General features: G+C 51.5%; 18 protein-coding genes. 15 read left to right on the forward strand and 3 right to left on the reverse strand.

The genetic code is table 11. The features are described 5' to 3' along the window. Window positions 1–6: 6 nt before the first annotated feature. From PJDR2_RS07400 to PJDR2_RS07415, 4 genes are all read left to right on the forward strand, one after another. Window positions 7–1,425 (forward strand): DEAD/DEAH box helicase, encoded by a 1,419-nt coding sequence (locus PJDR2_RS07400; RefSeq protein ID WP_015843042.1) that lies wholly within the window; start codon window positions 7–9, stop codon window positions 1,423–1,425. A 228-nt stretch (window positions 1,426–1,653) separates the two neighbouring features. After that, on the forward strand, window positions 1,654–2,853 hold the full coding sequence (locus PJDR2_RS07405) for an S-layer homology domain-containing protein (RefSeq protein ID WP_015843043.1): 1,200 nt from the start codon (window positions 1,654–1,656) through the stop codon (window positions 2,851–2,853). Between the two features lie 134 nt (window positions 2,854–2,987). After that, the gene (locus PJDR2_RS07410) at window positions 2,988–3,740 is read left to right on the forward strand and encodes an ABC transporter ATP-binding protein (protein WP_015843044.1); all 753 of its coding nucleotides are present in this window, start codon (window positions 2,988–2,990) and stop codon (window positions 3,738–3,740) included. Then, window positions 3,737–4,990, forward strand: a complete 1,254-nt coding sequence (locus PJDR2_RS07415) for an ABC transporter permease (RefSeq protein ID WP_015843045.1) — start codon at window positions 3,737–3,739, stop codon at window positions 4,988–4,990. The genes PJDR2_RS07410 and PJDR2_RS07415 overlap by 4 nt, the downstream gene beginning before the upstream one ends. Before the next feature lie 74 nt (window positions 4,991–5,064). Here the strand turns inward: PJDR2_RS07415 and PJDR2_RS07420 are convergent, their stop codons facing one another. Continuing rightward, entirely contained in the window at window positions 5,065–6,360 is a 1,296-nt protein-coding gene (locus tag PJDR2_RS07420) for an aminotransferase class I/II-fold pyridoxal phosphate-dependent enzyme (protein ID WP_041613339.1), read from the reverse strand. 396 nt (window positions 6,361–6,756) lie between these two features. On the opposite strand from PJDR2_RS07420, the gene PJDR2_RS07425 reads away from it, so the two are divergent. Next, window positions 6,757–7,542 (forward strand): helix-turn-helix domain-containing protein, encoded by a 786-nt coding sequence (locus tag PJDR2_RS07425; RefSeq protein ID WP_015843048.1) that lies wholly within the window; start codon window positions 6,757–6,759, stop codon window positions 7,540–7,542. Between the two features lie 278 nt (window positions 7,543–7,820). Here PJDR2_RS07425 and asd read toward each other — a convergent pair whose 3' ends face one another. Beyond that, window positions 7,821–8,609: an archaetidylserine decarboxylase gene (gene asd / locus PJDR2_RS07430; RefSeq protein ID WP_015843049.1), complete on the reverse strand. Its 789-nt coding sequence runs from the start codon at window positions 8,607–8,609 to the stop codon at window positions 7,821–7,823. 173 nt (window positions 8,610–8,782) lie between these two features. Here asd and PJDR2_RS07435 point away from each other — a divergent pair, with 173 nt between their 5' ends. Then, on the forward strand, window positions 8,783–10,096 hold the full coding sequence (locus tag PJDR2_RS07435) for a glycosyltransferase family 4 protein (protein ID WP_015843050.1): 1,314 nt from the start codon (window positions 8,783–8,785) through the stop codon (window positions 10,094–10,096). A gap of 4,249 nt (window positions 10,097–14,345) precedes the next feature. On the opposite strand, the gene PJDR2_RS33810 is transcribed toward PJDR2_RS07435, so the two are convergent. Beyond that, the gene (locus tag PJDR2_RS33810; RefSeq protein ID WP_416202267.1) at window positions 14,346–14,717 is read right to left on the reverse strand and encodes a pentapeptide repeat-containing protein; all 372 of its coding nucleotides are present in this window, start codon (window positions 14,715–14,717) and stop codon (window positions 14,346–14,348) included. A gap of 814 nt (window positions 14,718–15,531) precedes the next feature. Between PJDR2_RS33810 and PJDR2_RS33815 the strand changes: the two genes are divergently transcribed. From PJDR2_RS33815 to PJDR2_RS07480, 9 genes are all read left to right on the forward strand, one after another. Then, on the forward strand, window positions 15,532–16,920 hold the full coding sequence (locus tag PJDR2_RS33815; protein ID WP_416202268.1) for a WIAG-tail domain: 1,389 nt from the start codon (window positions 15,532–15,534) through the stop codon (window positions 16,918–16,920). 187 nt (window positions 16,921–17,107) lie between these two features. Next, window positions 17,108–17,860: a glycosyltransferase family 2 protein gene (locus PJDR2_RS07445; RefSeq protein WP_015843052.1), complete on the forward strand. Its 753-nt coding sequence runs from the start codon at window positions 17,108–17,110 to the stop codon at window positions 17,858–17,860. 29 nt (window positions 17,861–17,889) lie between these two features. After that, window positions 17,890–18,612, forward strand: a complete 723-nt coding sequence (locus PJDR2_RS07450) for a sugar phosphate nucleotidyltransferase (protein WP_015843053.1) — start codon at window positions 17,890–17,892, stop codon at window positions 18,610–18,612. Between the two features lie 17 nt (window positions 18,613–18,629). After that, entirely contained in the window at window positions 18,630–19,976 is a 1,347-nt protein-coding gene (locus PJDR2_RS07455) for a glycosyltransferase family 2 protein (protein WP_015843054.1), read from the forward strand. 98 nt (window positions 19,977–20,074) lie between these two features. Further along, the gene (locus PJDR2_RS07460; RefSeq protein WP_015843055.1) at window positions 20,075–20,362 is read left to right on the forward strand and encodes a hypothetical protein; all 288 of its coding nucleotides are present in this window, start codon (window positions 20,075–20,077) and stop codon (window positions 20,360–20,362) included. Between the two features lie 24 nt (window positions 20,363–20,386). Further along, window positions 20,387–20,728, forward strand: a complete 342-nt coding sequence (locus PJDR2_RS07465) for a hypothetical protein (RefSeq protein WP_015843056.1) — start codon at window positions 20,387–20,389, stop codon at window positions 20,726–20,728. Between the two features lie 5 nt (window positions 20,729–20,733). Then, entirely contained in the window at window positions 20,734–21,003 is a 270-nt protein-coding gene (locus PJDR2_RS07470; RefSeq protein WP_041614072.1) for a hypothetical protein, read from the forward strand. 32 nt (window positions 21,004–21,035) lie between these two features. After that, on the forward strand, window positions 21,036–21,320 hold the full coding sequence (locus PJDR2_RS07475; RefSeq protein ID WP_015843058.1) for a hypothetical protein: 285 nt from the start codon (window positions 21,036–21,038) through the stop codon (window positions 21,318–21,320). A gap of 114 nt (window positions 21,321–21,434) precedes the next feature. Further along, the gene (locus PJDR2_RS07480; RefSeq protein ID WP_015843059.1) at window positions 21,435–22,535 is read left to right on the forward strand and encodes a CgeB family protein; all 1,101 of its coding nucleotides are present in this window, start codon (window positions 21,435–21,437) and stop codon (window positions 22,533–22,535) included. Window positions 22,536–22,537 lie beyond the last annotated feature (2 nt).

The raw sequence follows: 22,537 nt of genomic DNA on the forward strand, positions 1-22,537 counted from the left end.
ACGTATATGAGTCAAAAGACATGGAATGATCTAGGTATTAATAAGGCGCTGGGCGATAAGCTGGAAGCGAACAATATAAAGGTCCCATCGGCCATTCAAGCCGAGGCAATCCCGACTTTGCTTGAAGGCCGGGATGTATCCGCGCGTTCGCAGACGGGCTCGGGCAAGACGTTGGCTTATTTGCTGCCGATGCTTCAGCAGTTGAAGCCATCATCGGGGGCGATCCAAGCGATTATCCTTGCTCCAACACAGGAGCTGGCGATGCAAATCGTCCGCGTAGCCGAAGGATACGCGGAGCCGCTTGGCCTCCGCGTTCAGCAGCTGATCGGCGGCGCGGCGATGAAACGCCAAATTGAGAAGCTGAAGCTTCGTCCGCAGATTGTCATCGGTACGCCGGGGCGGATTCACGAGCTGTTGAAGCTGCGCAAGCTGAAGCTCAGCGATGTTCGTCATATCGTTATCGATGAAGCGGACCAGGTGTTTGAGCTTGGATCCACCCGCGAGGTGGAGACAATCCTGTTTGCCATGAGCCAAGAGCGCCAGCTGGCCTTTTTCTCCGCAACGTATCCCGATGTAATGGCACGGTTTGAAGGACGATGGATGAAGGATACCGTCCGTATTCAGATTGCGCCGGAGCAACGGGTTTCGGAGACGATTAATAACTTTTATGTGGTATGCGATAAACGGGACAAGCCGGATGCCGCTAGACGGATTGTCCGGATGCTGAAGCCGGAGTCTGCGCTTTTGTTCCTGAACGTTACCGAAAATATAGCGAATTGGGAAGCGAAGCTGAGCTATGAGGGCTTCTCCGTGGAGACCTTGTACGGCGATTCGGACAAGCAGCGCCGGGCAGCAACGCTGGCCAGATTCCGTGAAGGAAAAACGCAGCTGCTTCTCGCAACCGACGTAGCGGCCAGAGGTCTTGATATTGAGGGTCTGCAGCTAGTCATAAATCTGGATCCTCCTATTGATGCGGATCATTATGTTCACCGCGCCGGCCGTACCGGGCGCATGGGCCGGAAAGGGACCGTTATCTCGCTTATTACGCCGCAAGAACGGTTTATTATGGACAAATTCCGCAAGTCTCTTCGTATCGAGCTGCCGGAGAAGGCGATGTACAAAGGCGAATTCGTGGATCCGAGCGATCTGCCGAATAAGGTTTCGGCAAGACCGTCCCCGCGCCGGACTGCCGTAGAGCAGGAAGTCAGCACGCGTTCATTTGTTGCGCCTAAGAACAGCAAGGAATGGGAGTCATTGCTCAAGGAAGAGCGGAAGCCCAAGAAAGGCGCTGCAAAGCCGGAAAGCGCAGCTCCGGCACCGCGTCCGAAGCCGGCTGCAACCAAGCAGGAACGGCTCCGCGACAAGAAAGACAAGGGTGCTCCGAAGTGGCTGAAGGCCAAGCGCGAAAGTCAGGACAATCAATAAAAAACCAAATATAAGAAATTTTTTTAGAAGCCACCCTCCCAAAACTTTAGACCTTCGACGAAAACGTATAGGCGAAGGTACAAGCGGAATATTTTCCGCAAGGTGAAACGGTTTCGCCGTCCTTTGGAGGCAGAACGCGTTTCAATCCGGAGAATTCTAAGCGATGTTTATAAGAACACACTTATAAACTCTTAGAATTTAAAAAAGTACAAGGGAGAGTGGCTTTTTATGAAGAAACAAGCGGTATGGAAAAAAACGGTGATCTCTTCGCTAGCTGTTATGATGCTCGCAGGCGGCGCGTCTTCGGCTTTCGCAAACGGTAACCATAACGACGATGGCGGAAAAAAAGGCGACGATCGTGGCGACAAGAAAGAAGTAAAGGTTAACTGGAAATTCAACGATGAAGATGATATGAAATGGGCAATGGAATATATTATGCGTCTGGCGTCGAAGGGCGTATTTACGGGTTATGAGGACGGCACGTTTAAGCCTAATCAAAAAATTTCCCGCATTGAGACGATTGTTGCGGCCGTTCGTCTGATGGGCCTCCGCGAGCAGGCGGAATCTACGGAAGAAATGAACACGAAGCTGAACTTCAAGGATGCCGATCAAATCAAGAAGAAGTATCCGTGGGCAGTAGGTTACGTAGCGGTAGCGGTTGAGAACGATCTGTTTAACGAGAATGACTTCGAGGTGAAGCCGCAGGAAAATGCTACTCGTCTGTGGGCGGCAACAATCCTCGTTAAAGCGCTTAAACTGGAAGATGAGGCGAAAGCGCTCAGCAATACGCAGCTGAACTTCAAGGATGCAAAAAATATCCCTGCAGGTTCCGTTGGTTATGTGGCCCTGGCTATCAAAAAAGGAATTATTACGGGCTACAACGATAATACGTTCCGTCCGAACCAGCCGGTTTCCCGCGCGGAGCTTGCTGCTTTGCTCGACCGCACAGATTCCGAAATTCCGGATAACGACGGACAAGCTATCACTGGCAAGCTGAAAGCCGTTGCTTCGAATGGTCAAATTACGATTACGCAATCGGGCGGTACGGATTTGACGCTTAGCCTGGATCAAAACGTCTTTATTTTCAGAGACGACAAGAAAGCTGCGGTAAGCGCGCTGAAGGCAGGCGACGAGATTCTTGTCCGCACTTATCAGAACAAAATTGTGTTTATTGAAGTGACTAAAGCAGCGGTTGATGAGTCCAAGTTGTTCGACGTTACGGGCAAAATCAACACGATTACTTATAACGCTAACGGCAAGCTGTCGACGATCTCCATCTCGAAGCAAGACGGAAATCAAACGACGGTAACCATTTATAACGTTGCGGAAAACGCGCTGATTGCCGGCGACCGAAATAATCTTGTAACAGGCCATGATGTTAGAATTCAAGGCAAAGACGGCGTTATTGCAGGTATTACTATTCTTTAACAAGAATTGAATGGAAGCAGGTATTCCTTCCCTCGTGGAAAGGAATACCTGTTTTTTTTGATATTGCGGCTGTAATTCGGTATGCTGATAACAGAAGAGCAACTTATTTTATAGGTAATTGTAGGTGACGGAATATGAGCGAGCCCATTTTGCAGGTGGCCGGATTAACCGGCGGTTACAGTCCGCGGCGTCCCGTGCTACATGATGTGACGTTCGAGGTGCGGGCAGGAGAAATGGTAGGATTAATAGGACTTAATGGTGCGGGAAAAAGCACAACGATCAAGCATATTCTTGGGCTTATGAAGCCCCATCAGGGCCTGGTGAAAGTAGACGGCGTTACGCTTGAGGACAACGCGGAGCGTTACCGGTCCGCTTTTGCCTATGTGCCGGAGACGCCGGTACTGTTCGATGAACTGACAGTGGAGGAGCATTTACGTCTGACCGGAATGGCTTACAATGTGGCGGAGCCGGCATTCGGAGAGCGGCAGGAACAGCTGCTGGATGAATTCCAGATGAGGCCAAAGCGTGGGGCATTTGCTTCGCATTTGTCCAAGGGGATGAAGCAGAAGGTAATGATTATGAATGCGCTGCTCTCCGAACCGCCGCTTTATATGATAGACGAGCCGTTCCTTGGTCTGGACCCGTTAGGTATTCGTTCTCTGCTTGAACGGCTTGTTGAAATGAAGAAGAGAGGCTCGGCTATTCTGATGAGCTCTCACATCCTGTCCACGGTGGAGGCGTATTGCGACCGGTTTATTGTTATGCATCAAGGCAAAGTGGCTGCATACGGCACGCTTGAAGAGGTATGCCAGACTGCCGGAATCGAAACGCGCGGCGGGGCGCTGGAGGATGCCTTTTACAAGCTTGTCACCGAGGGACGCCAATGAGCGGGGGGAATCGGTCACTTGAGGCATTATGGCTTAAGCGGTCAGGAGAATTCAGAAAAGAAGTAACTCCTTATTTCGGTTATATGGCGCAAAGCGGGTTTCCGTTGTTTATGTCGTTTATCGTGTTGTCATCTGCCTTTGGTTACATCAAGCTGATTCGGGGTCTGCCAAGCGGATTTCCAATTACGCTTGTTGGTACCGTGGCCTTGTTTATTATTCTTAGCTGGAGTCCGCTTCGAACCTGGCTGACTTCGCCGGATATTGTCTTCCATATGCCTCGGGAAGCGGAAATGGGCAGCTATATACGCAGAAGCTTCCGTCGCTCAGCAATCTTGACATCTTTGCTCGGGTTTATAGTTCTTCTGCTATACTGGCCGATTTACCGGCAAGGAGACGGGGAAGCCGGCTTTTTGACTTTGCTGCTCCTTTGCGCGGTCATGCGGGCGGCAAACCTGTGGGGGGCGTGGAAGGAACGGAAAATAGCCTGGTCCGGTGTCCGCCTTCTGCTTCGGCTTTTGCGCTGGGCAGCGAATGCACTTACGCTGGTGATCATGCTGACAAGCGCACCATGGCAGGCTGCTTTGTTCCTGCTGCTGCTCCTTGTCTTGTTCGCCCTGCTGTACCGGCTGCCGGTACAGCATTCCTTCCCATGGGAACGGCTGATCGAAGAAGAGGTTCGTACCCGAAGAAGCTACTATCAATTTTTCGGCTTATTTATCGATGTTCCAACGATGCCTTCCCGTACTGCACCTCGATCTTACCTGGCGTGGATTATAAGGTATATTCCGAACCGGCACCGCCTGACCTATGCATATTTGTACGCGGCGTCCCTAGTACGTACGGAAATTGGCGGCATCGTCCTGCGGCTTACCGTATTGTTTGCGCTTATCGTTTACTGGTTTGCGGAGGACGGATGGCTGTCGGGTTGGGGAGCTGCTGCAGCTTATATGATCCTTCTGCAGTTGGTTGCCGTACAGCTGGGGGGATTGCGGCATGCTCATCGCTATTCCGTCTGGCGCCACGTCTATCCGCTGCCCGAGGCAAAACGGATGGAGAGTCTGGTTATCGTAGACCGGTGGGCGCTTGCGATTGTTTCTTTCCTCATGTGGCTGCCGGCAGCCGTCATGCTGCTGGCTAAAGGGCTCATTATTCCGGCAATTGTCGCGCTATTAGCTGCTTATGCGCAGATTCTGTTCTTGCGTCCCGGCCGCTTGCGCCGCAAGCTGTATGAAGACGCGGAGGAAGAATGACCGTTTTTCGTAAAAAATAGCGGTGCAGGGAGTATCCCTTGCACCGCTATTTTTTATTAGTTATAAGAGAGCAATTAACCGAGCAATTCGGTAACCGCTTTGTAGATCGTATCAAACAGCTCTTCCAGGTTCGGCTCCTCAATGCAGGAGAATGCAACGCGAAGGTCGGTCTCGCCAAGCGCGATTGTTCCGATTCCGTACTCGTCCAGAAGACGTGTGCGGACCTCTTCCGCGGCTACACCTTTCAGCTTAAGGCACATAAAGTAACCGGAATTAAACGGATAGTAGCTCCATACGTCTCCGTAACGTCCGCTGTCGAGCAGATCTTTTACTTTATTGGCGCGCTTCTTCATCACTTCGTATTTCTCCGCTTTCTGCTCATCGAACTCAGCCGACTGCAGTGCGCGCAAGACGAAGGTTTGCGATGGATGCGGACCGCTCGAGATTGTCGCGCGGATAATGCCCATCGTTTTTTGCTCAAGTGCAGCTAATGCTTTATCGGAAGGGTTAGCGTAAGTAATAAAACCAACGCGGAAGCCCCATACGTATTCTTCTTTTGTCGCGCCGTCGACTTTGACAGCGAGTACGCGCGGATGCAGATCAGCCAGCTTGCCGAAAAGCGATTCATGCAGCGAGTCTTCGAAGAACAAGCCGAAGTACGCGTCGTCCGTTACGGCCACAACGTTAATGCCTGCTTCTGCCGCATCACGGATTGCTGCAACAATCTCATCGCCTTCCTGAGGACCCGGCGAGTAGCCTGTAGGGTTATTCGGGAAGTTGAGGATAACAATCGCTTTGCCTTTGTCCTTCTGAGCAAGCAGAGCTTCGCGCAGACCGGCGCTGTTGAAGCGGTAATCCTCATTGTACAGCGGGTATTCAACGATCTCGGCACCGCGGCGGATGTTGAATGTCAGTTCATAGTTCTCCCAGTTCTTGTTCGGGATGATAACCGCGTCGCCGACATCAGCGAACAAGTCGGCAACAATACTCAAACCGTGTGTCAATGCGTTTGTAGCGACAGGGTTGCTGAATTTTTTGCCTTCCAGAGAAGGGTTTTCTTTAACCATTTTGGTGCGCCATGCGGAACGCAGCTCCGGCTTGCCAGCTGGCGGAGCGTATTCGTATATATCTTTTGGATCATACGAAGACAATGTGTCTTGTATAACCTTAAGGTGCATGGGCTGACCGTTTTCTATTGCTATGCCGATCGTGGCGTTAAATTTCTTAGCCTTGGCCTTTGCTTCTGCGGATTGGCTGAGTATGCCTTCCTTCGGGAAATAAATCGCTTTTCCTAAAGCGGACAACATGTCGTAGACGTTCGGACTTTCGGCTTTGAGCGTCTCATTCAACTGCTGAGCAAGTGGGTTCATGGACTTCATTCCATCCTTCCGGGAAATCAATTCGTCATTTAACGCTTATCGGGTGCTATTATAACATTTTTTTAACAAAGCACACCAACCAAAATGCAATTTTTTTTGACTTTTGTGCAAACGGGAGGGCAGTACCCGCTTGCGTGCGAGATTCCGGCTGTTGTATGATGTCGGCAAGTACTCGAAATTTCGCGAAAATTGCTTTGGAAAAGCGTCGCGAGATACGGAATATTTGCTTGCGAAGTATATTTACTTAATAATGAATAGTGTTGTTTGGTAAAATTTAGGATTATACCTACGATGTGTTATTGGTCTGAATTTTTCGGCTAATGCTTACGAAGTAATTTCAGCAAATAACAAAGTACGTTATTTACTGAAATTTTTAGGAGGATTCACATGCTGCACTTATCTACGGATTCGTACATTAAATTGCCGCCTATTGCCAAAATCGTATGTGAACCAAACTGGAGATGGCAGCGGCGTGAAAAGCCGATGGCGAATTATGATTTATTTTATGTATGGAGCGGTGAAGGGGAAGTGGAAGTTAACGGAACAGCGTATCCGGTAGGAAAAGGAAGCTGTTTTTTGTTCCGGCCGGGTGACCACACGAGCGCTACCCATAATCCCCAAAAGCCCCTTGTCCTTACTTATATCCATTTTGACGTGCGCGAGCCTGTGCAGTTTGTGCCTGAACGTTACCGGAAGCTAACGGATACGGTTGATTTCGAATATTTGCTCTCCCGGTATGTCCGGCTGTTTCTCGTTGAGACATACGCGGCGGAGGAAGAGGCATTGCTGGTGCTTAAGCAGCTGATGATCCATCTGCTGCGCGAGGACCGGGAGATGCCGGTTGAACGCAAAGGAAGCAACCAACTGACCGAAGCGATTCAAGAGGTTGCCAATTACGTGAAGCAGCATCCAAGCGTAGCTCACCGGGTCGAAGATTTGGCGATGCGCGCCCAGTTGTCTCCGCGGTATTTTTCCGTAAAATTTAAAGAAATGATCGGCATGTCGGTACAATCGTACATGATCCGGACACGAATTGAGCGGGCCCAGCATCTGCTGATGTATGAGGGCATGAACGTGACGGAGGTCGCGGATGCGCTTGGCTACAGGGATATCTTCTTCTTCAGCAGACAGTTCAAGCAATATACGGGCCGCAGCCCATCCGAAATCCGTTAACGCCAAAAAGGCGCCGCAGGGATAACTCCCTCGGCGCCTTTCTTATTTATTTTACCCATTTCAAGCAATGAAATGGCAGCATTCGGCCTACAAAAATAAGTTGATGCAGGGGAAAAGTGCGATTGAAGCATTAAATGATTCTGTAGAAACGGAGTGTTCGCTTTTGCTCTGGGATTCCAATCCGCCAGGATTGTTCAAAGGAATCCCCGAGCAATGGCGATCGGAAGAACATTTTATGCGCAATGAGCATGCCTTTTAACGCGCAATGAGCATGCTTTTTACTCCTCAATCAACTTCCCAAGCATCTCGCCCATCCGTACCTTTAACCCGGGCGCAAGATCCTGCCGCGGAATGAAGGTATCGTTCTCCATGAGCAGTACCACCGTTGAGCCGAATTCGAAGTAGGCGAGCTCTCCGCCTTTTACAGCCTTGTCCCGGATGGGCTCCACATAACGAATGCTGCTGACGTTCATGGCGCCAACCTTGACGACGGCCGTTTCTCCACCTGCATGCTTGATGTAGGTAATCAGTCTTTCATTCCGGCTGAGGACACGGCGCATACGGCGAAGGCCAAAGTCGTTAACCGGGTATACCTTGCCCGGAACATGCTCGCGCTCGACAATTTGTCCGTCTACGGGTGTATGTATGCGGTGGTAATCGGTTGGACTCAAGTACAATACGATGTAATACCCGTCGCGGTAAAGCTCTGTTCGCGGAGAGCGGTTAAGCAGCTCCTCAATCGTATAATCCTGTCCTTTTACATTAACAATCGTTCCGGCTTTGATCGGTCCTGCCCCTGTAATCAAGGCGTCTACCGGACTTATAAGTGCAGTAGCCTCTTCATGTATGATCCGGGAGCCCGGCTTTAGGCGCCTCGTGAAAAATTCGTTTAACGTGCTGTATGCTTCCAGCGGCTTCTCCGCTTCTTCGATTTTGATGTTATACATGCTGGCGAATCTCGGAATCCATCCGCGGCTTGCCTTCGATTGCGCAAAGCGGCCGGTCAGTCTGGATATCCATTTGCGCGAACTAAGCTCCGTCATGGCTTGAAACAACCATCCCATCATGCCCGCTCACTCACGTCCTTTCCTTGCATCTTACCTTTCGATGTCCTCCGAACAGTGTGACACAACCGTTCATACAAATCAATAGTATAGGCGTCCGCTCAACCTTGTGGCAATATCGGAATCGCTCGCGTATGCTAACTGCAAATTCATAACGAAGGAGGCCTTCCTTCGACATGTCGCCTGTGAAAGTGGCATTCGTTACGCCTGGAGCCTATCCGATCCCATCGGGAAATAGCAGCTCTGTCGAACGGGTTGTTGAAAAATTCGTTCCTCTGCTGCGTCCTAGTGTTGAGCCTCGTATTTACGGGAAAATCGGGCGCAAATTGCCCCGCCGGAGCCTTGTTCATGACGTCGTATGCGAAAGATTCCATGCTGCCAAACGTTCAGCTTATGTTGCGAACGTAGGACTTGCTTTAAAGAAATTCGGTCCGCAAATTATACAGGTCGAGAACCGGCCGACTTATGTTATAAAGCTGAGGCGTTCCAATCCTAAAGCCAAAATATGGCTAAATCTTCATTCCTCCACTTATATAAGTCCGCGACATATCTCCGAGTCGCAGCTCCGCAAGAGCTTTGCTCTAGCGGACCGGATTATTGTAAACAGCGAATTTCTGCGCGGTCTGATTCTTAAAAAGGTGCCGGAAGCCAGAACGAAGCTACGCGTCGTATATCCGGGAGTGGAGACAAGACGCTTCCAGTCCCGCTATACGGCGGAAGGGGAGACCGCGCGAAGACATCACAGGGAGCGTAAAGGTCTGGTTCACCGAAAAGTAGTCGTTTTCCTCGGCAGGCTGATTCCGCTTAAGGGTGTGCATCATTTGCTCGCCATTATGCCAAAGCTGATCAAGGTCCATCCGGATCTTCTTGTTGTGATTGTCGGAAGTCCATTCTACGGATCACACCGTACAACGGCATATTCGCGCAAGCTGATAAAGATGGGTGAGCGGTACAAGAAGCATGTCCGGTTCGTGCCTTATGTGCCTTACTCGGAAGTTCCTGGCTGGTTCATGGCCGCCGACATTGCCGTAATGCCTTCGGGAAAGCGGGAAGCGTTTGGACTTGTGAATGTCGAGGCGATGGCAACGGGTCTTCCGGTTATAGCCACGCGTGCTGGCGGAATGCAGGAAATTATTCAGGACGGAGAGACCGGTTTTCTCATCAATCAGAAAGAAATTAAGACCGAGCTGACTGCCAAGCTCCTGCTTCTGCTCCATAATGCGGCGCTGCGCCGACAGATGGGGGTAAAGAGCAGACAGCGGGTGGAGCAGCTGTTCACATGGGAACATACGGCGAAGCGGTGGTTAAAGATTCAACGAAATGAAGTGGATACGAGATGCCATGAGAACCCGGAGTTATGTGATGAAAACATAGATCCGGAGTCGGATACTCAGCAAGTGCAGGAAAAGGTTCATGAGGATGGGCAGATGATAAGTTACGAAATGGGCTATTCGAATCACAAACCTTATACCCCGGAGGACGGCAGTTAAGAGCTGCTGTCCTTTTTTTATTGCCTAAACGGCAGTAGCGAGCCCATGGGTAGGAGCATATAGTGAAATAACTTTGGGGAGGAAGAAAGAAGGAGAGGTCAATGACAAAAGGTAAATCGTCGAAAAGTGCCAAAGGGCGTAAGCCGAGTTATTTTGTTGATAATCCGAATGCCTCGGAATTAAAGTGGCTGGATGAATTAAAAAGCAAAAAAAATAAGGTTCAAAATAATAACCTGCTTGTTCCGCAGCCTAAGCCTGTAGAGAACAGGCCGGTAAATATTAACGCAATAGCTCCCATGGAAGAGGCCTCGCAAGCGGAGACGTATTTGATCCCTGCATTGACGGAAGAATTGATCCTTGTTGCCGATGCCTCCTCATCGGCTGAAATGAGCGACGCTGAGACCGAGCGCCTTATTGAGGAAATTACTTCTTATGATGCCGATCCCGTACCGATTCCGGAGCTGAAGCAGGAGCCTGCGCTTGAACTGAAGCAACACGAGGTTAAACAGGAAGCGAAGCCGGAGGTTAAGCAAACGCAAAGGCAAGAGTCGAAGCCGGAACGGAAACAAGAAAAGACATCAGTACCGGAGCTTGAGCCAACTTATGAGAAGAAGCTCGACAAACTGGTGGAAAAACAGGATCTCTACAAACCGTTTCCGTTTATCTATACGGATGATATCGTGGACGGCTCTGTAACCGGCAGCAAGCTTGCCCCTTATTCGGTAGACTCGGACAAAATGCGTCCGGGCAGCATCAACTCTTCCACCCTTTCCGATTATGCGGTGCAAAACATTCATCTTGCCCCGGGAGCCGTAACGGGCAATAAAGTTTCGTCTTCAGCCATTACGGGCAACCATCTTTCAAACAGCTCCATTACCGGGGATAAAATCGTAGATTCCTCGATTAACGGCAGCAAGCTGCAGGACGGCAGCATCACCTCGGAGAAGCTGGCCGACCGGACCATTGACTCCAGCAAAATCTCGGACAGCTCGATTACTTCGAGACATCTTCAGCCGTTTATCATTACGGAGGAGCTAATCGACAACCAATCTATTTCATCTGACAAAATTCAGAACAGCGCCGTCCGCACGGAAAAAATTGCCAATGAAGCCATTACGAATTCGAAGCTTGGCGAGGCATCGGTTACCCATTCCAAATTGCGGGACGGAGCGATTACGGGCAGCAAGCTCGCCTCGGATACGATTGAATCCGTTCATCTGAAGCAAGGGCTGCTCCTGGCGGAGCATGTCTCGATTGGAGCTATCCTGGGGAAGCACGTGGCTCCAGGCGCCATTACGCAGGAGCATCTGGCGGAAGGAGCGGTAGGGACCGGAGCCCTTCAGCCTCAATCCGTAAACGCCGAGCGGATAGCACCCGGAGCCGTTAACGCAAGTCATCTTCAGGAAGAGACTGTCTCCGGCGAACATATTGTGGCCGGACAGATTGGGAGCAAGCATCTAGTCGACCAGAGCGTCAATTCGAGCAAGCTGGCGAATGAAGCCGTGCAGACCCGGCATATCGGACGCAGCAGCATCATTTCGGACCATATTGCCATCGGTCAGATCGAGCAGCGCCATATTGCCCATCAGGTGGTGTCCCGTCAGCATTTGCAATCCAGCTCCGTAGGCAGAGAGCAGCTGCAGGACGGCTCTGTGAAAGGGGAAAAAATCGCTCCCCAAGCGATTGCGACCGATCATCTGAGTGACCAGTCGGTTGGTACGCACCAGCTTGCGGACCAGGCCGTAACGGATAAGAAAATGGCGGACGGCGCGGTCAAAAGCTCCAAGTTGGCTGCCGGTGCAATCGAAACGGGGCATCTGAAAAACGAGATTGTTACGTTCCAGAAGATTGCTCCCGATGCGCTTCGTGCTTATCACTTCTCGGCAGGAGCTGTAACTGAAGATGCGATCTCCCCGGAGGCGATCTCCGGCGGGCATTTAAAGCCGAAGCTGATTGAGAAGCAGCATTTTGCCAATCAGGCAGTTGGCACGGATGCCATCCAGGATCTGTCGGTGACCAGCGGCAAGATTGCTTTCGGCGCGATTACCGAGTTTAACCTGTCTCCGAACTCCGTTCATCCGCATCATCTGGCCGATCATATTATCGGCTCCCAGAAGCTTGCTCCTGAATCCGTTACAACCGACAAGCTGGCCGAGCGAAGCGTAACAGCTTCAAAGCTTGGCGACAGCAGCGTCAATGAGCAGCATATCGCGCAAGACGCGGTAAATTCCGATGCGATTCAGCCTGCTTCTATTCATGGCGGTCATGTACAGTATTCTTCGATCGCAAGCGAGCACATTGAGGACGGCGCAATTCAATCCGTTCATCTGGCCGACGAAGCTGTAACGCAGCAGCATCTGTCTCATAGCAGCGTACAGACGGAGCATTTGTCCGACCAATCGGTGACAACCGGCAAGCTGGCTGCCCAATCGGTAACAACCGAGAAGCTGGCGGATTCGAACGTTACCTCCTCCAAGCTGGCGGACGGCAGCGTGCAATCGAATCATATTGCTTCGGGCTCGATTCATTCTGACTTAATTGGACTTCAGGCGATCCAATCGGAGCATCTGCAGACGGGTATTATTCAATCGGAGCATATGGGTTATCAGTCCGTTACCGAGATGAATCTGTCGTATGATATCGTGAACACGGATCACATTACCGACCAGGCCGTAACGGAAAGCAAGCTATCCAAGGATGCGGTAACAACCGAGAAGCTGAACGATTCAAGCGTTACCACCTCCAAGCTGGCAGACGGCAGCGTTACGGCCAGCAAACTTGCGGAAGGCTCCATCTACTCGGAGTTAATCCGTCCGTTCTCGATTCAAACCGGTCATATCGAGCCGCTTTCAATCCAATCCGGGCATTTGACAGACAGCATTATCGGAGCGAATCATATTCGCAATGGAGCGGTTGGAACGGAGGCTTTGTCTAACCAGTCGGTAACGGCGTCGAAGTTGACAACCGATGCTGTACAGTCCAGCCATATCGTCAATGAAGCGGTCATGAGCCGGCATTTGGCGAATGATTCCGTCCTTGGCATTCATATCGGCCAGGGCAGCGTCCGCAACGTTCATCTGACCGATGAAGCGGTCACCGAAGCAAAGCTTGCTCCGCTCAGCGTTGGGGAGGCCCATATCCAGGCCGGTGCGGTAAATTCGGAAGCCCTGCAGGAAGAAATTATCGGAACGGAGCATCTCGCGGACGGTGCGGTTCAGGAAACCAAGCTTGCTTCCTTGTCGGTTAATGCCGATCATATCCAGCCGTTGTCCATTCAAGAGAAACATCTGACACCGGGCAGCATCGATGAAAGCAAGCTGCAAAACGGAGCGGTAACATCCTCCAAGCTGGCAGTTGATACCGTATCGGGCGATCACCTGCGCCTGGAGACGATCGCGAGCAAGCATATTAAGGCCGATTCCATTCAAAGCTATCATCTTCGGAAAGGCACGGTGTCCTTCGATCACCTGAGCGCCGATGTTCTGAATGAATTCAAGCCAAAAATGATTTTGCCGGAGCAGCTGGCTGAAGGGATTATCCAAACCTCCAAGCTGCTGGACGGCAGCATCGTTACCGAGAAGCTGGCCGATGACAGCATCACAACCGAAAAGATGGCCGAAGAGAGCGTCACAACCGGCAAGCTGGCGGAAGGAAGCATCACAAGCAGCAAGCTGGCCGAAGCGAGCGTCACGAGCGAGAAGCTGGCGGATGAGAGCATTACCGGAAGCAAGCTGACGGCAGGCAGTATTACAAACGAGAAGCTGGCCGATAACAGCATTACGGCAGATAAGCTGGCCGACGCAAGCATGACAGGCCGGAAGCTGGCATTTGAGAGTATTACCGGCGATAAGCTGACAGCCGAAAGCGTAACGGGCAGCAAGCTGGCCGGAGGCAGTATTACCGGCGACAAGCTGGCGGATGAAAGCATCTCAAGCCGGAAGCTGGCGGATGGCATTATTACGGGCAGCAAGCTGGCCGACGGGAGCATTACCGGCAGTAAGCTGGCGGATGAAAGCATTACAAGCGATAAGCTTACGGACGGAAGCATCACGAGCAGCAAGCTGGCTGATCAAAGCGTTACGGCCGAGAAGCTGCTGGATGAAAGCGTGTCGGGCCGGAAGCTGGCAAGCGACAGCGTTACGGCGGAGAAGCTGGCTGACGACAGTATCGCAACCCGCAAGCTGGTTGACGAAAGCGTGACCGCCGAGAAGCTGGCTGAAGAGAGCGTGACTACGAGCAAGTTGGCCGATCAGGCAGTAACAGGCGGCAAATTGGCAGACGAGAGCGTGACTTCCGAGAAGCTGGCTGACAACAGCATTGCAAGCCGCAAGCTGATTGATGAGAGTGTCACTTCCGAGAAGTTGGCCGACGAAAGTATCACAACCAACAAACTTGCCGAGCAAGCAGTTGCGGGCAGCAAGCTGGCCGTTGAGAGTGTTACGACGGAAAAGCTGGCTGAGGGAAGTGTTACGTCCGAGAAGGTTGCGGCAGACAGTATTACCAGGCGTAAACTGGCCGACGAAAGTGTGACAACGGAGAAGCTGGCCGACGACAGCATTACAAGCCGCAAGCTGACCGCCGCAAGCGTAATTACCGAGAAGCTGGCCGAGGGAAGCGTCATTACAAGCAAGCTCGCGGACCTGTCCGTCACGGGCAGCAAGCTGGCCGATGAGAGTGTCTCTACCGGGAAGCTGGCTGATTCCAGTATTTCGAGCCGTAAGCTAATCGATGAAAGCGTGACTGGCGACAAGCTGGCAGACGAGAGCGTGACGAGCAGGAAGCTGGCCGATCAGGCTGTTACCGGAAGCAAGCTGGCCGACAATAGCATAACCGGCGATAAGCTGGCGCCTGGAAGTATTGCGGCTGATAAGCTCTCCTCAGACAGCATTACCGGAAGCAAGTTGGCCGATGAAAGTGTCACAACCGAGAAGCTGGCTGATGACAGCATCACAAGCCGTAAGCTGGTTGACGAAAGTGTGACCGGCGACAAGCTGGCAGGCGGCAGCGTCACGGGCCTAAAGCTTGCCGACTTGGCTGTTACCGGCAGTAAACTGGCGGACGAGAGCGTTACAACCGGGAAGCTGGCAGGCGGCAGCGTATCGAATGAGAAGTTGGCTGATGATAGCGTGACCACCTGGAAGCTGGCAGGCGAGAGCGTCACAACCGAAAAGCTGGCGGATGAAAGCATTACAACCCGTAAGCTCGCGGGCGGAAGTGTCACGGCCTGGAACCTTGCCGAGGGCAGTATCTCAAGCGATAAGCTGGCCGATGAAAGTGTTATAACTGTCAAACTGGCTTCCGGAAGCATTACAACGGAAAAGCTGGCAGGCGACAGCGTCACTTCCGAGAAATTAGCCGACGACAGTATTACAACCCGCAAGCTGATCGATGAAAGTGTAACCAGCGAGAAGTTGGCAGGCGGAAGCGTAACAAGCATGAAGCTTGCCGACTTGGCTGTTACCGGCAGTAAACTGGCCGATGAGAGCATCACGACGGAGAAGCTGGCAGCGGGAAGCGTAACGAAAGATAAGCTTGCGGCAGATAGTATTACAAGCCGCAAACTAGCCGATGAAAGTGTCACAACCGAGAAGCTAGCCGACGATAGCATTACAAGCCGCAAGCTGATAGCTGAGAGTGTAACCTCCGAGAAGCTCGCGGACGGAAATGTCATTACGAGCAAGCTAGCCGACCTGTCTGTCACGGGCAGCAAGCTGGCAGATGAGAGCGTCTCGACAGGAAAGCTGGCTGACTATAGTATTTCGAGCCGCAAGCTGATTGATGAAAGCATAACCAGCGATAAACTTGCCGATGAGAGTGTGACCAGCGAGAAGCTAGCCGATCAAGCGGTGACCGGAAGCAAGCTGGCCGATAACAGCATTACAAGCGAGAAGCTCGCAGCTGGAAGTATTACGGCCGATAAGCTTGCGGCAGACGGCATTACCGGCGACATCCTCCGGGATGCTAGTATACTCGCAGAGAAGCTAGCCGACGACAGCATCACAAGCCGCAAGCTGGCTCAAGAAAGTGTAACAGCAAGCAAGCTGGCTGACGGCAGCGTAACTACCAATAAGCTTGCTGATCAGGCTGTTACCGGAAGCAAATTGGCCGACGATACCGTTACGGCGGAGAAGCTGGCCGATGACAGCATTACAACGCCTAAGCTGGTTGATGACAGTGTAACCACTTGGAAGCTCGCGGATCATAGTGTAACCTCCGGGAAGCTTGCGAATAGCAGCATTACCCGCGAGAAGTTGGCGTTCGGCAGTGTAACGGGCGATAAGCTTGCCGGCAACAGCATCTCCGGCGATAAGCTGGTAGAAGAAAGCATAACAACCGAGAAGCTGGCCGATGAGAGCGTAACAAACGAGAAGCTAGCCGATGAGAGCGTAACAAGGGAGAAGCTGGCGGAAGGCAGTGTATGCGGTTGGCATATTGCGACAGAGGCAATAACGCTGGATAAATTAGCGCCTGAGCTTGTATCTGCGATATTTCCGCCAGTTATAGAAGAAGTGGAAGAACAACCGGAACTAGAATCGGAACCTGCGCCTACCTTTATCCGTTCCACCGGAACCGGTCAGGTCACTCAACAGTTTGGCCTTGCTCCGTATTCGTTCTTCAAAAAAGGAAAGATTCTGGAGGTTGAAGTTATTTTCGACGAGCCGTTCAGCAACACGAACTATGCCATTACTGCCATCTGCGACAATCCGGAATGTTATGTATCCGTCTTTAGCAAATCCGAAGGCAGCGCCATTCTAAATATTGTCCGTTCCAGAGGTTCGTTTGAGCCTGAGGGATATATGAACTGGATCGCCATTGGCCGGTAACAATCATAGTTTTACTAGAGGATGGGAGCGAAATCTATGCTCCTATCCTCTTTTTTATTTGGGAGGGGGACAGACGTCTTGGAAGTTGTACAAATGCCGTTGCGCCAGGAGTCTGCATACATACTATGTGATGTGCATCAATCTGCTTGCAAATTTTAATAGGCGTAAAACTGAGGTGATTCAGTGGATGAAACGCGCACCTCATCCTAATCCTGCCGTATCGGTCATTATCCCCGTTATGAATGAAAAATCAACCATCGGGCGCGTGATTCGCGAAGCTGCAAAGGTACATCCCCGTACCGAGGTTATTGTTGTTGCCAATGGTTCTACAGACGGTTCCATAGCAATTGCTAGAAAGATGGGGGCAAGAGTGCTGCAATTCGAGAAGCCTCTTGGTCATGACGTTGGGAGAACGATAGGGGCACTGGAAGCCAAAGGCGAGGTATTGCTGTTTATTGACGGAGATATGGTTATATCAGCTGCTAATTTACGTCCTTTCGTTCACGCAGTGAGAGAAAAAGGAGTAGACGCGGCTTTGAATAACTATTCAGGTCCAGTTCGCAAAGCAAAGGTTCATAGTGTTGTGCTGGCCAAACATGCCTTGAATGCCGTTCTTCAAAGACCCGATTTGAAAGGGATGTCCTTCACGGCCGTACCGCATGCGATCAGCCGCAGATGTCTGGATACGATAGGCGCGGAATCTTTGTCGGTCCCTCCGCTTGCCCATGCGATGGCTGTGAAGCAAGGACTTAAGGTGAAGGCCGTACACACCGTTAATGTCGGCAAAATAAACAAACCCCGGCCGGAGCGGGAGAGAAAAAACCCGCTTGAACGATTAATTTTAGGCGATCATTTGGAGGCGATCTATTGGCTGCTGTCATGCACAGATGAACGGGGCGGGTTCGAGGATCGGCTGCGCAAGCGCGAGATGGCCTTGTAAGTCTGCACATGGTTAGGAGGGCTGCACTTTTGAAAGCTGTTATTTTGGCGGGCGGAACCGGCACACGGCTCCTGCCTCTTACTTCTTATATCAATAAGCATATGCTGCCGGTCGGTAGACATCCGATGATCCATCATGGTATCGAGACGCTGCGCAAGGCAGGCATCTGTGAGATTCTGATTATTACGAACCGTCAGTCTGCGGGAATGTTTATCCAATATTTCGGCAGCGGCGAAGACCAGGCCGTGTCGCTGGTGTACCGGATCCAAGAAGGGGCCGGGGGCATTGCGGATGCGTTGCAGCTGGCCAGACCGTTTATTGCGGATGGCGAGAAGTTTCTCGTTCTTCTGGGCGATAACTTGTTTGAAGAGGATTTAAAGCCTTATATTCATGACTTTCGGCAGCAGCAAGACGGGGCGATGGTGCTTCTTAAAGAAGTCGACGACCCTCACCGGTACGGGATTCCGGTCTTTGATTCTAGCGGTGCGATCAAGCACATAGAAGAAAAACCCGCGGAGCCGCAGTCGAATCTATCGGTTACCGGTTTATATATGTACAGCTCGGATGTTTTCGAGCGGATCGAGAATATCAGCCCGTCAAGCAGAGGAGAACTCGAAATTACGGATCTGAATAATCTTTACGCGGCTGCCGGTCTATTAACCTACCGGACGATATCCGGCTGGTGGATGGATGCGGGAACATTCGAGTCGCTTAAGGAAGCATCTGCCCGATATTGGGATATAGAATACTAGACGGGAGAGATTTTTGAGTGAGACGCAAACCTCGGGGCATTCGTCGTCTCAAACCAACGAAAGTGGGAAGGCGTACGGCTAACTATCAGGCCGGTCTGCAGGCAGGATACAATCAGGGACTTCTGGCTGGTCAAAGCAGCTATCATTCTTTATTCGAGGGAACAAGTATTATTATCCCGAGCTACAATCAGGTGAATTATTTGCGCGGCTGCATCGACAGCATCGTGGACAATACGGAGCAGCCCCATGAGATTATCGTTGTCGACAACGCTTCGACTGACGGGACAGCCGAATATTTGGAGCAGCTGGACGGTCAGGTGCGTTACCGGGTGCTCGATCAGAATTACGGCTTCGCCGGTGCGGTGAATACGGGGCTGATGATGGCCAAAGGCACAACGATGCTTGTTCTGAACAACGATACGCTTGTGACGGATAACTGGCTCGGCAACTTGCTGATCTGTCTGCACAGCGATCCCACAATCGGAATGGTGGGGCCAGTCACGAATTATATTAGCGGGGATCAGCAAATCCCGGTCCTTTATGAAAGAATTGAAGATATGCCGGAATTCGCGAGACTCAATAATATTTCCGATCCGAAGCGCTGGGAGAGAACAGACAGGCTTCCGGGCTTCTGCCTCTTGTTCCGCCGCGAGTTGTGGGAGCAGGTCGGTTTTCTTGATGAAGGGTTCGAATTCGGAAACTATGAGGATGATGATTATAATATTCGGACCAGGCTGCTCGGTTACTCCCTTGTCATCGCAAGGGACTCCTTTATCCATCATTTCGGTAGCGTTAGTATCAAAGCGCTTGGCGATCAGCTTGAGCAAGTTAACACCCGGAATATGGTTTACTATATGACCAAATGGAATAATCCGTATGCTTGGATTCATCAAGTTCGCACAAGCAATCCGAAGCTTACTTCGCTCACGGCAAAGGGAGAGACCGCCTTTTACCCGGAAGGTGTCGTTGTGAAAGGAATTGGCCCGCAGGTTTATTGGATCGAGCAAGGAATCAAACGTCCAATCGAAGGGGAATGGTCCGGACCGGTCGTACGTCTGCCGCAGATTCTTCTCCGTAGCTGGCCGGCGGCAGATGCGCTGCCCGCGGTTGAAGCGGCATCCAAATGGCATGCGCTTCATTCCGTTCATTACGGCGCTCCCATGCATGGGCAGATTGCAAGCGGGCTGGACGGCTTCCTGTATTATCTGGAGAATGGCACCAAGCGGAAAATTATTACCGAAGCAGCAGCTGTCTCCTGGCATTTGAACGAAAGGGCGAAATATCCGCTGACCGTGGAACAGCTTCAGGAAATGCCGGAAGGTCTGCCGCTAATTCCGCCGGTTAAGCTGCGCCAGGTTCTGTAGGCATACGCAAGTATCACCCTTTTTCAAAGATGCATATGCTAGTATGACGACGACAACTGAACTTGAAACGTTTATTGCTGCAAAGGAGGGGCTTAAAGTTGCAGCAGATCGTAAACGAAATAATAGAGCATTTATCGCATTCCCATCAACAAATGGCTCGCATGATCGACTCCAAGCGCCATGTTGTCGTACGGATGGCCGAGGTTGTGAAGGCTATCCCCGACAACAATCCGAACTTTGGAGGAACGGATGGACTGCTGTCGAACACGCAAGCTCTGCTGGGCGGAGTTGTATCTTATTTAACGACGATAGCCGAATTGCAGGAGACGCTTGCTGCGCAGCTGACGTTTACGGTCCGCGAGCTTCGCTTAGAGGAAGAAGAGTAAGCGGCCGGAAGGAGGATGTTTGTCATGAATCGGGAACAGGCTTATATGCGTATGCTTGGCGCTACCGCCAATATGCAATGGAATATCGCCAAGATGTTGGAGGCCAAAGCGGAAGAAGCGGAGAAAGCACGTCATTGGATATGTAATCATATTACCTCGGCATCCTTCCCGGGCGATCAGACGCAGCTTAAACAGACAGCCCAAATCAACGAGCAGGTTATTGAATTATTGGATGGCGTTAACAAAATGAGCCAAGGGATCCTATCCGTTATGCGCTCGGTTCTGCCCAAGAGCAATGAAGGCGGAGGCGATCATGGCGGGGACGACGAGGAGATGCTGTTCGGCGGCATGGGTGACATGAATTGAGATTCATGGCATCCAGAGAACAGCAAGTGAAGCTGGAAATTCTCTCTTCTCTCGCAAGCAGCCAGACGGCGCTCGCCCGCATTCTGAACAGCATCGCCGACGTATCGGAGGCTTCACCGGAGCTTGCCAGAAGCATTGCCGAGAATGTGAAGCTCCTTACGTCCATGCAGAAAAATATAGCGGAGTCGGTAACGGGGCTGACCATGCGCGGCAAGCGTCTGAAGCGGGGACGCCCCGGCAGCCCTTGGCTGAACGCCAAGATCAGCAGGCCGTAAGATAGAAGTCATCCAAGAAGGAGGCGTTTGATATGAAGAAGAAGAGGGCTGTTTCAGCCAAACGGAGAACCAAACGCAAGCCTGGTGTACGGACTAAACGCAAAGTAAGCGGAGCCCGGAAGACAGTGGGGAAGAAATCCGGCAAAAGCACGATGAAACGCCGGAAGTCTTCGGTCAGAAAAAGAAGAAAAAGCGTAAGCTTTGATCAGGCTAGCTATGATTACGGTTTTAACCAAGCCTATAACGACGGGTATAACACCGGCTTCGCCAAAGGCTTTGAAGACGGCCACCAGATTGCTTATGAGACGCAGGTTTAATCGCAGAAACGGAAGATAGAGGTCTTAGCTCTGCCTTGTTCATGCCAGAATGGACAAATCAGGAATAAGGCTTTTTTTGTATAACTTCGGATAACGGGCAGGTGAGCGGGAAATTTGAACAAGGCAGCATCGGCGTCCTTTCAACAAGGCAGGCAACAGGGTTATTCGGCCGGATTTCATGCAGGATGGCGGGACGGAGCTTGCGAATGGGCAAAGACTTCTCCCTTAATTCCAATTCCTGAAGCAATCCCCCTGCGTGTGTTATATATTCCGCAAGGCTCATTAGGCTTTGACGCCATTGATTCCGGTATCGTTCAGGCGCTGCAAAGATGCGTCAGCGAAGTGCATGTAGGCGAGCAGGAAGGCTTGCTGCAGCAGGCGGCCGCCATTCGGCCGGATCTTGTGCTAGTACTGAACGGCTTATACACTTTCCCGCCGGATCATTTGGAGCAGATTGCCGCGATTCGCGCGCTTGGGATTAAGACGGCTATCTGGTTTGTGGATGACCCGTATATGACGGCCCATACGGTCCAGATCGCACCATCTTACGATATTGTATTGACGCATGAGCGCGGGACAATACCTCTCTATCAACAGCAAGGATGCCTTCAGGTGCATCATCTGCCGCTCGCCGTCAACGAGACGGTATTCCATCCGTTTCGCGCGGATAAGGCGTATGAATACGAGGTTTGCTTTATCGGAGTGGCCTTCTGGAACCGGGTAGAGCTGATTGACTCGATCGCCGGGCAGCTGTCGAAGCGAAAGCTGTTTATTGCCGGAGGGCAATGGGACCGTCTGAAGCAATATCCGCTGTTAGCGTCCAATATCCACCAGGAAGGCATAGCGCCTGAAGCGGCCGCCCATTATTACAACGGCTCCAAGATCGTCATCAATATGCACCGGTCCGATGTTCCCGGAAAGGATAATCAGATTGAAGCGCAGGCACCGGGCTTGTCGCTGAATCCGAGAACCTATGATGTTTCGGCGTGCGCGACGCTGCAGCTAACGGATATCCGGGATGACCTGTTTTCCCAGTACCGTCCGGGCCATGAGATTGAAACTTATGGCAATGCGCAGGAGCTGCTCCAGAAAATTGATTATTACTTGACTCATGAAGAAGAACGTTCGCGGATTGCAATGAGAGGCTTGTACCGTACTTTGCGTGATCATACGATGACTAAGCGAATCGCTACGCTTTTGAATCTATTGAAGTAGGA

Origin of the sequence: Paenibacillus sp. JDR-2 (assembly GCF_000023585.1) — a bacterium.
Classification (GTDB): Bacteria; Bacillota; Bacilli; order Paenibacillales; family Paenibacillaceae; genus Pristimantibacillus.

What these genes read in the sequence shown, in the direction of transcription:
- PJDR2_RS07405 (WP_015843043.1), top strand. Translation starts at nt 1,654, where the DNA reads ATGAAGAAACAAGCGGTATGGAAAAAAACGGTGATCTCTTCGCTAGCT.
- PJDR2_RS07410 (WP_015843044.1), top strand. Translation starts at nt 2,988, where the DNA reads ATGAGCGAGCCCATTTTGCAGGTGGCCGGATTAACCGGCGGTTACAGT.
- PJDR2_RS07445 (WP_015843052.1), top strand. Translation starts at nt 17,108, where the DNA reads ATGAAACGCGCACCTCATCCTAATCCTGCCGTATCGGTCATTATCCCC.
- PJDR2_RS33815 (WP_416202268.1), top strand. Translation starts at nt 15,532, where the DNA reads ATGAAGCTTGCCGACTTGGCTGTTACCGGCAGTAAACTGGCCGATGAG.
- PJDR2_RS07420 (WP_041613339.1), bottom strand. Translation starts at nt 6,360, where the DNA reads ATGAACCCACTTGCTCAGCAGTTGAATGAGACGCTCAAAGCCGAAAGT.
- PJDR2_RS07435 (WP_015843050.1), top strand. Translation starts at nt 8,783, where the DNA reads ATGTCGCCTGTGAAAGTGGCATTCGTTACGCCTGGAGCCTATCCGATC.
- PJDR2_RS07475 (WP_015843058.1), top strand. Translation starts at nt 21,036, where the DNA reads ATGAAGAAGAAGAGGGCTGTTTCAGCCAAACGGAGAACCAAACGCAAG.
- PJDR2_RS07465 (WP_015843056.1), top strand. Translation starts at nt 20,387, where the DNA reads ATGAATCGGGAACAGGCTTATATGCGTATGCTTGGCGCTACCGCCAAT.
- PJDR2_RS07415 (WP_015843045.1), top strand. Translation starts at nt 3,737, where the DNA reads ATGAGCGGGGGGAATCGGTCACTTGAGGCATTATGGCTTAAGCGGTCA.
- PJDR2_RS07400 (WP_015843042.1), top strand. Translation starts at nt 7, where the DNA reads ATGAGTCAAAAGACATGGAATGATCTAGGTATTAATAAGGCGCTGGGC.
- asd (WP_015843049.1), bottom strand. Translation starts at nt 8,609, where the DNA reads ATGATGGGATGGTTGTTTCAAGCCATGACGGAGCTTAGTTCGCGCAAA.
- PJDR2_RS07425 (WP_015843048.1), top strand. Translation starts at nt 6,757, where the DNA reads ATGCTGCACTTATCTACGGATTCGTACATTAAATTGCCGCCTATTGCC.
- PJDR2_RS07470 (WP_041614072.1), top strand. Translation starts at nt 20,734, where the DNA reads ATGGCATCCAGAGAACAGCAAGTGAAGCTGGAAATTCTCTCTTCTCTC.
- PJDR2_RS33810 (WP_416202267.1), bottom strand. Translation starts at nt 14,717, where the DNA reads ATGACGCTTCCCTCGGCCAGCTTCTCGGTAATTACGCTTGCGGCGGTC.